8 protein-coding genes are annotated in these 6570 nt (G+C 33.2%); 2 read left to right on the plus strand and 6 right to left on the minus strand.

What is annotated here, in order from left to right; translation table 11 throughout:
- Positions 1-32: 32 nt before the first annotated feature.
- Positions 33-1295, plus strand: coding sequence for an asparagine synthetase B (locus B2145_RS02685; protein WP_291097837.1), 1263 nt, complete (start codon positions 33-35; stop codon positions 1293-1295).
- A 238-nt stretch (positions 1296-1533) separates the two neighbouring features.
- The gene (locus tag B2145_RS02690) at positions 1534-2223 is read left to right on the plus strand and encodes a DUF2490 domain-containing protein (protein ID WP_291097861.1); all 690 of its coding nucleotides are present in this window, start codon (positions 1534-1536) and stop codon (positions 2221-2223) included.
- Positions 2224-2347: 124 nt separating this feature from the next.
- Here B2145_RS02690 and B2145_RS02695 read toward each other — a convergent pair whose 3' ends face one another.
- From B2145_RS02695 to B2145_RS02720, 6 genes are all read right to left on the minus strand, one after another.
- On the minus strand, positions 2348-2734 hold the full coding sequence (locus B2145_RS02695) for a DUF4359 domain-containing protein (protein ID WP_291097840.1): 387 nt from the start codon (positions 2732-2734) through the stop codon (positions 2348-2350).
- A gap of 502 nt (positions 2735-3236) precedes the next feature.
- Entirely contained in the window at positions 3237-3452 is a 216-nt protein-coding gene (locus tag B2145_RS02700; RefSeq protein WP_291097843.1) for a hypothetical protein, read from the minus strand.
- A gap of 12 nt (positions 3453-3464) precedes the next feature.
- Positions 3465-3770, minus strand: a complete 306-nt coding sequence (locus B2145_RS02705) for a hypothetical protein (RefSeq protein WP_291097845.1) — start codon at positions 3768-3770, stop codon at positions 3465-3467.
- A gap of 105 nt (positions 3771-3875) precedes the next feature.
- Positions 3876-4139 carry a hypothetical protein gene (locus B2145_RS02710; RefSeq protein ID WP_291097848.1) on the minus strand — a complete coding sequence of 88 codons (264 nt, stop codon included), beginning with the start codon at positions 4137-4139 and terminating at the stop codon, positions 3876-3878.
- A 359-nt stretch (positions 4140-4498) separates the two neighbouring features.
- On the minus strand, positions 4499-5167 hold the full coding sequence (locus B2145_RS02715) for a response regulator (RefSeq protein WP_291097851.1): 669 nt from the start codon (positions 5165-5167) through the stop codon (positions 4499-4501).
- Between the two features lie 12 nt (positions 5168-5179).
- On the minus strand, positions 5180-6570 hold a 1391-nt coding region (locus B2145_RS02720), incomplete at its 5' end, for a tetratricopeptide repeat-containing sensor histidine kinase (RefSeq protein WP_291097853.1).

Genomic DNA, 6570 nt, shown 5'->3' on the forward strand with positions numbered 1-6570 from the left:
GGCGAACTGGTGTAGAAAATAAAAATTTTAAAATGGCTTCGAAAAAGGTATTCTTACTACTTATAATCCTGATTTCCTTTACGGCACGCGCCTCCTTTATTTTGCTGCCAATGGACGAAACCACGCAACAAAACCACCTTAAAGCCTACGGAATTACCTACTGGTGCATCGAAAAAAAATACAAAGCCAGTTGGTTACTCAATTACCGTGGTGGTTCTTTTTTGTTGGCCGATGCTCCCGAAATTCGGAAAGAATGCCAAATTCGAGGCGTGAGTTTTGAAATCCTTTCGGATAGTGAGGAAGCCAGTATTCTTGACGAAATAGCCAGTCCTTCCCAGAATATGGAGACTGTTTTACTCGAAAAAGCCCCAAAAATTGCCGTTTATACTCCAAAAGGGAAACAGCCTTGGGACGATGCAGTTACGATGGTTTTGACTTATGCCGAAATTCCGTTTACTCCCATTTATGACGAGGAGGTTTTAAGCGATCAATTGATACTTTACGATTGGTTGCACTTGCATCACGAAGATTTTACGGGCCAATATGGAAAATTTTACGGATCCAATAGAAATTCACCTTGGTACATTGAACAAAAGAAAGAAGCCGAAGATTTGGCAATAAAATTAGGCTATAAAAAAGTTTCGGAGGAAAAATTGGCTGTTGCCAAAAAAATCAGGGATTTCGTCATTGGAGGTGGATTTATGTTTGCTATGTGTTCAGCAACAGATAGTTTTGATATTGCTTTGGCAGCCGATGGGGTCGATATTTGCGAACCTATGTTTGATGGTGATGCGAGTGATGCCAATTATCAATCCAAAATAAATTATGCCAGTTCATTCGCCTTCAAGGATTTTATTTTGGATCGAAAGCCAGAACGTTACGAATTCTCGGATATTGACATGACCGAAAAAAGGAAAATTCCAATGGAGAAAGATTATTTCACCTTGATGGAGTTTTCGGCAAAATGGGATCCAATTCCTAGTATGCTATGCCAAAATCACACCCAATTGATAAAAGGGTTTATGGGACAAACGACTTCTTTTGACCCGGCACTCATAAAGTCCAATGTTCTGGTTATGGGAACCTGCGAACTTAATGGGGAAGTGCGTTACGTTCATGGTGAAAAAGGCAAAGGGATGTTTACTTTTTATGGCGGGCATGATCCCGAAGACTATCAGCATAGAGTAGGGGATATGCCAACGGTTCTGGATTTGCATCCCAATTCTCCGGGATATCGATTGATTTTGAATAATGTGTTATTTCCTGCGGCCAGGAAGAAGAAACAGAAGACTTAATTAAAATTATTCTGTTTAATTAGTTTTCTATAAAATATATCTAGATTCATTCTCCATTTTTTACTTTAACCTGATTTTTATCATAGTTCCTATTTTTTTATTGATGTTAATTTGCTATAAATTATTTAGGAAGTTATTCTTTAAAAATCATATTTAATGTACAGGTGTAAATTTAAATTTATAATTGTTTTTTTGCCCTTAATTGTTTTGGGACAAGTTCAAAATGAAAAAGTAGTCAATCAACAAGTACAATCTTGGTTTAGTTCGATTAACACCATTTAAATTTAATGATCACTGGGCACTATTGGCCGATTTTCAAGTTAGAAGAAATGATTTTGTAGATTCCGACTGTTTTTATTTTGTTAGAGGAGCAATAGGGTATATGCCAGATCCAAAAAAAATATTGGCCTTTGGATATGGTCATATGTGGGTCGCTCCATCAAATCCTGATTGGAATACTTTTTCGAATGAAGATAGAATTTATCAGCAGTTTCAGTTCAGTTCTAAAATGGGTAAAGTATCAGTCTTGAATCGATTCAGAAATGAACAACGTTGGCAACAAATAATCGTTAATGATCTTTGGAATGGAGACAAGAGATTTACGGATAGAGTACGTTATTCGTTAAGTTTTGACATTCCAATTTTCAAGAAAAAAACATTGCCTTCATTGGTTCTTTCGGATGAAATTTTTATTCAATTTGGCAAGGATGTCGTCTATAATACATTTGACCAAAATGGTTTATTTATTGGGATTAAACAAGCTATTAGTCCTAAACTTAGTTTTGATTTTGGTTATGTGAATGTCTATCAACAAAAATATTCCGGTTATCAATATGATATGAATCACACCTTGAGATTGTTTTTCTATTATAATAATAGTTTAAAATCATTAATAAATTTTGGGAATCACACTTCAGGGGCTGAATAGTTTTTTTAGGGTTTACTTTTTAAAAAATTAATTCACGGAAAATTAAAACCAAATGGGAATGTAATCTGAAATCATTCCAGATTTCATAAAAGGACTATGGTGGGGGTCTGTCTCCACATTTTTTTTATTTTCCTTCATCTAAAACCCCGTTTTTAAGGGTCTCGTCAATTTTCCCTATAAGATAGACATTGCCAAAAGCGCCAAAACCGATAGTTTTAGTCTTGCCTTCCCAACTAATCTTTGTCATTGAAAATAAGATGTAATTGTCTGAACTAACTAAATTATTGATTATCTGGTCAACAAACATTCCACCAAGCATATTTCCTAAAGTCTTTCCTGCATCTGCCCACTGGGCACTTGTTTTGCTGTTCTTCTCTTTAAGTGATTCCAATATATAGGAATTAAATCTTGATTTTACGACTTCCCTATGTCTGTCTTGATTTGGGTTTGTTAGAATAGCGATAACGGCAATAATCGTAATAATCCAGATAATCAGATGATTTTTTTTCATTTTTGTATATTGTTACGCTTCCCTATTCTTAAGGATTTTCAGTGACTTTCCGTTTTTAAAGTGGCTCCTGACTCCGCTTTTTATTTGGTCACAGAGATAGTTAAAACTATGCACTTTAGTGCATCTACCTTTCAGTTTCTAAAAACATTTACCGCAAATTCGCAAATTATTTTTTTTACTTTTATGGGTTCACTTAAATTTGCGAATTTGCGGTTTAATTTTTTTATGTTTTTCAGCCGTGCAGACTTTCAGTCTGCTAAACCGAAACTATGGACTTTAAGTCCATAGTGGTTTATTTCCCCCATTTTAATCAACAAATAAACCACGCAAACTATCTCAAAAACGGATTCAATCAATTGTGGAGACAACAGTAAATCGGGCCCAAAAAAAATCAATTGTTCATTAGTTCAATTTGTTAATTCATTCCGAAATTATAGCCAGTAAATCATTTCTTCACGGGGTTTTACATTTCGGGTAATTATTTTTTTAAAATTTTGAAATCTCATTTTTGAAAACCTACTTTATCACTTTTTTCTTTTTCGAGATTGTGATTTTTATCTTTGGGGTCTTTAGTGTTTCTCTTTATTATTTCATCGTCATCAAGTTTGTAATTTTGGTTATTGTAGTAGATTTTTGGTTGTTTTTTTTCTTTTTTCGGGTGACAGGACAGTATCATACAGCTTAGGATTAGTAATCCAATTGAGGTAATTTTTTTCATTTCATTTATGTTTTAGGAACAGCAGGCGTTTACTATTTTCATTTGAATTTTTGACATTCTTTTTATTTGTTTTTTTGTTAAAAGTGCTTTGTTTTGCGCTTTATCCAGTCGTTCATATAAAATCTCCGATTTTGCTCTCATATAGGGATATTTTGACAATGAAACGAGTTTGCCTTTCAGCGATTTCTTGTAATGGCTAATGTATTCCTTTACATAATTGTTATAATCACAAAGGAGTTTGTCCCATTTGTTATTTATGGGTTTAGTGGTACATTTTTCAACGGTTTTTGATATTATTGCAGAGTCATTTTTTTTCATAACCTATTTTTTTGAAAATTAATCTGGGTTTTTAGATTGAAACAAACGTAAACCCGATAAAAATATTTCCAATGATTTTCTTTGAAAGGTTGGATTTATAGTAGTTTATAATTTTTTGAATCTGTTTTTTAAAGCTGATAATAGGAAAATTAGCTGTAATGCAACCATTAATGGAATAAAAGGGATTTTCCAGTCAAGATTGGCACAACTTATTTGTATTAAAAACAGGATGAATGAAAATAGGATTCCCGCGGATATAATGATGCTATTGGAAGTTATCCTTTCTTTAAAAAAGTTATTCTCAGAATTGTGCTCCTCGATAAAATTTATTTTAGAGTCTAATGCCTTTGTTTTGGTATTTGTTTCCATTTTTCCATTTTTTAAATCGTCCCAAATTTAGACCTAATAAAAACGGCATCCTTACGGGAAACCGTAAAGAGGGCAATTTTTTTTAATTTTTTTTTGAATGGGTAGTTTTTAATGGAGGTTTCTCGATACAATTAATGTAAAAATCCTTGTTGGGGTTTTATATAAAAAGGACTATTCGTGTCTGAAATAATAAATAATAGTCCGCTTAGCGGACAGTCATATTATATAAATCGAAGTGACGCAAATTTTTTATTAGACTAATTTGTATTAAGTAAAGGTATAATAAGCAACATCTGTTTATGCGGTTTCGGCTCCCTCTCCTTCGGAGAGGGCTGGGGTGAGGATTTTTTAATTGGGTATTACACCAAACCCAAATCTTTGGCGATGGCTATAAGATGCACGTTATTATTGGCCTTGAAGTATATTTTTAGTTTATTGATGCGTTTCTCGATACTGCTGCTGCCATTGGGGTTTATTTCCGATTTTTTGAAATCCAATGAAATTTCATCCAAAATAAATCCTTGTGCCAACAATTTTAATAATTCGATATCATAGTTTTCGATTTCCAGTAGTGTTTTGTCCCTTAATGCATAAGATAATTCAGGAGAAAGAATTGTTTTGTCATCATTAAAAATTCCAAGAATGGCTTTTTTGAGTTCTGGAATACTGTTCCTTCCCTTGGATACATAGCCATTGATGCCTAAATTATTAAAAAGCGATTTTATCCTGAAGGATTTGTCCTCGATAGAAAAGACAATTGTCTTGATGCTGGGCTGTACTTTTTTTACGGCCGCTATCAGTTCCTCCCCAGATTTCAGCTCATCCTCCCGATGGTCAGTTTTGAATGATAAATCGCTAATCAATAAATCATAGGGTGTATCCTCGTTGATGGCTTTCTTAATTTTCAAAAAAGCATCATCACAGTATTTGGCATAATGGATTTCGCCTATCGAAAGTTCTTCTAACGCTTGCACGACCGCAATACTAATACTGTCTAAATCTTCGGCTACTATTACTTTATTAAACATATTGACATCAGTTTATAAGGGAATCGTGAAACTTGTTTTGAATCCTTTATTGGATTTAGTGTCAAAAGTAATAGTTCCTTTTATAGCCAGAATACGGTTTTCCACATTTTGCAGTCCATTTCCCGTATTTATTTTGTCAAAATTGGCTCCAAGCCCGTTATCACTGTAATCTATTTGTAATTTATTTTCGTTTTTTTTGAAAGTTATCACGACCAAACTGCATTGGCTGTGTTTTTTCATATTGATTAATAACTCTTGTAGCACACGATAAACAATGATTTTTTTATTGATTTCCAAAGTGGTCCAATTGATGCCATTCATACCGTTGACTAATATATTAACGGCATTGGTATTGAAGCCCGACATCATTTCTTTCAGTCCCGCCACAAAGTGTAATCCGGTATCAATAGCACTATTTTCTTTAGAAATGTTGCGTGTTCTGGAATAAATTGTATCCAAATTAGTAAGCAATATTTCTTTGTTTTGGTTAGAAGACAAATCTTGAGTTTCGGCAAAAGCCATTGTGTGATACACGTCGTTTGCCAGTTCATCGTGTAATTTTTTTGAAATTCGGGTTTCGGTATTGTAGGAGGTTTGAATTTTTTCCCTTTTGTTCGTTGCTTTTAAAAAATAATATAGAAAAACAGTGGCTAGAATGCCAATTAATATCAGAAAATACAAGAGCAGGTTTCTGTTTTTTTGTTGTTCCAGTTCAAAGGCATTCTCCGCTTTTTGACTTTTTAGTTTTAGATTTTCCTCTTTTTCTTGCTTGGAGTCGTATTTGATTTTTGCAAATTGATTTTTCGCCTTTTGCCTTACTTTAATAATACTGTCATTGATTCGGATATAATCCAATGAAAAATTCTTCAGTTGATTTCCCGTGCTGTTTTCTATCAATAATTTTAAACACTGCAAGCGGTCATCAACAATGTTTGCCTTGGTTGTTTTTTTATAAGCTAGATGTGCATATTTTAATCCCAAACTGCGATTACTATTTTTGAAATGTTCTGAAAGATTTAAATAACTTGCAGATAAGCCCAATTCATCATGCCTTTTTTTTCTTATTTCCAGTCCTTTATATAAGTAACTTAATGCTTTTGGATTTCCTGTTTTGGAATAACATAAACCCAAATTATCGATAATTCTAGAATATCCTATAGGATAATTTAAAATATTTTTTTGCATCGTCAACGGCTGAAGAATTTTTATTGCTTTCTGGTAATTGTGCATTTCCATGTAAACTAGAGCAATATTGTTTTTAGAGTCTAATTTTCTTAGTTCATCTGTTTTTAAGTTTAAAGCTTTATTAAAATAATGGAGCGCATTGTTATAATCAAATATTCCTAAATAATTATACCCTATTGACATAAATACTGCCCATCTGACTATTCCGATGAAAGTGG

The organism is Flavobacterium sp. UBA5153 (assembly GCA_002413745.1).
Taxonomy (GTDB): Bacteria; Bacteroidota; Bacteroidia; order Flavobacteriales; family Flavobacteriaceae; genus Flavobacterium.